At 49.5% G+C, this 2,624-nt stretch carries 2 protein-coding genes; one reads left to right on the forward strand and one right to left on the reverse strand.

Translation table 11 applies throughout. The features are described 5' to 3' along the window. The coding region (locus tag FJZ26_05455) for a hypothetical protein (GenBank protein MBM3229853.1) at window positions 1–641 on the reverse strand (641 nt) is incomplete at its 3' end. 63 nt (window positions 642–704) lie between these two features. Between FJZ26_05455 and FJZ26_05460 the strand changes: the two genes are divergently transcribed. Beyond that, window positions 705–2,624 (forward strand): hypothetical protein (locus tag FJZ26_05460; GenBank protein ID MBM3229854.1); only part of this gene is annotated, 1,920 nt, incomplete at its 3' end.

Below are 2,624 nucleotides of genomic sequence, written 5' to 3' on the forward strand. Positions count from 1 at the left end.
CTGTCGCCAACAAAGACAAGCTGGGATTTGTCAAGCTTGAAATCATCCAGAAGCTCATTAATCATGTAAGTATGCGGCTTGCCAGCGATAAAATCCGGTTTTTTGCCGCAAGCGCAGGAAAGGGCCTCAACAAGGCAGCCTGTTCCAGGCGCCACATCCTCTTCCCTTGCAAGGCAGGTGTCTGTATTGGCTGCAAGAAATTTGGCCCCGCCATTAATTGCCTGGAGCGCAAAATCAAGCTTTTGGTAGGTGAATTTCCTGTCAAGGCCTACTGCAACGCAGTCAAATGCGCCCCTCCAGCCGCCCTGCGGCTTTTCGCTTGTTGCCTCAATGCCTTGGGCTTCAAGCACTTTGAAAAGCCCCGACTCGCCAATGACAAACGCCTTTCTGTAGCCCTTTGACTTGCAGTATGCAGCTAGTGCGACGCCGCTTGTGTAAATGCACGCTTGGTCTGCATTGATGCCTATTTCCCCAAGGGCCCTTTGATAGTCAGACCTGTCCTTGGAGGAATTGTTGGTCATGAAAAAAGTCATTATTCCTGCTTGCTGCAGCTCTCTAATTGACTCAACAACCCCCAGTATTGGGACCTTGCCCCTGTAAATCACGCCGTCAAGGTCATATGCAACCGCTTGTATTGCCATAGAAACCAGCCTTCAACAGTTTGGCGGCTAGGTTTAAAATTTAATAAGCTTGCATGGCAATAGATGAGCATGGAAACCCTTGGCTGTTTTGGCAAAATAAGTCGCCTTGCATTGCTCCTGGTTCTTTTTTCAGGCATTGCACTTGCAAATTTCACGTATGTTGGCACGTACAATGGGGATGGGATTGAACATGCCAGCCCATCAAACGCATTCAAGCAGCCCTACGGATTGTGGCATGATGGAACAAACCTTTATGTATCCGATTTCAAGATTGGCACAGTTTTCCAGATGGACGGAAACAGCGTTGTCAAGCGCATCGGAAGCCAGGGGGATGGGCCAAGGGAGCTTTCCGGCCCAAGGCAGATAACTGTAAAAAACGGAAGGATGCTCATTGCTGACAATCAGAACAACAGGATACAAATGTTCCATTTATCGGGTGAGAAGAAGGGCCTTTACGAGGCGCTTGGCTATGAGGCAAACTCCCAGATAACGAGGCCCTCGGCAGCAATCGAATTTGGGAATGACATACTTGCGCTTGACACATACAACAACAAGGTAATTGTCTATGGCAAGGACAGGCTTGAATACAAAAGCTACTTTGGCTCAAGTGGCGCATCAAACGACAAGTTTGACGCGCCCCAGGGCATTGCAGCAGTACAGGACAGGATTTACATCACAGATGCGGGAAATGACAGGGTGAAGGTCTATGACTCCAACTACACTTTTGTTTTTGCATTTGGCATTGGAAAAAATGGCGTGCAGCTTGAAAGCCCAAACGGGATTTTCATCCAAAACAACATGGTCTTTGTGGCTGACACTGGCAACAGCAGGATTGCCGTGTTCACCCTTGACGGCTTTCCGATAGAGACTTTTGGAAGCAAAGGGAATTCATCAAACAAGTTTAACAGGCCGACAGGAGTTGCGGTATTCAACAACATTGCCTATGTCGCAGATTCGGAAAACATGGCAGTCAAGTATTACAACATCACCATAGACTCAACAAACACATCGGTGCTCACAAAGATTGCAGAAGTAGAGGTTGCCGCAGCAGCCTTTGGGCAGCTTTCCGGCAGGGCGCAAAGCGCTTTCAACATCACAACCCAAAACAGTGCGCAAAGCTACATTGCAAGTGCAAAAAGCGCATATGGGCAGCTGCAATTTTCCGAAAGCTTTGATGCCGCATCGGCAGGTTTAAGGATAGCAAATGAGGAAACCGCGGCACTGCAAGCGCAGGTAAATCTGAAGGCAAGGCAGGAGGCGACAGGACTTTTCGACAGGCTAAATGCCCTTAAGGCAAAATCTTATGACCAGGGGTTCACGCCGGACTTTGATGCCGCCAAGGCTGCAATAGATTCAGTTGTGCAAAAGCTGAATGCAAACCAGCACACGGATGCCGTGGATGCGCTACTTTCTGCCCGAAGCAAGATTGACGCAATTGCCATAAAGGCAAGGGACGCACCTAAAAACGGAACTGGAGCAGGACAAAAGGCCCAGACGCAGCTCATTATTGCGCAGGCGACTGCAAAGTTGGATGCGGCTGTGGCAAAAAACCTGGCATACAAACAGGACAGTGACCTAAGCAAGGCTGAGGCGCAGCTTTCAAACGCAAACGTGCTATTAGGCCAGGGAAAGGTTGCAGAGGCTTACGCACTTGCCCAAAAAGCAAAGGAGGACATTGACGGGATTTCAAAATCGCTTGATGCAAAGGCAAAAAGCATTGACAGTGCGCTTGAGCAGATTGCATCTTCTGAAAAGGAGGTAGCGCAATCAAGGCAGGAGGCTGTGCTGATTAAGCCGGACATGGCGCAGGCAAACGCGCTTCTGACAAAGGCAAGGCAGGAGGTTTATCTTGACCCCGGGCAGGCAACAAAAGATGCGCAAGCTGCAAGCCAGGCTGCAAAGTCAGAGTCAGGGAAGGCAGGCACCATCCTTATTGCCGCAGGGGTGCTATTTTTTGTGGTTGGGGCCGTTGCATCAGGAATC

The sequence above is a fragment of the Candidatus Parvarchaeota archaeon genome (genome assembly GCA_016866895.1).
Taxonomy (GTDB): Archaea; Micrarchaeota; Micrarchaeia; order Anstonellales; family VGKX01; genus VGKX01.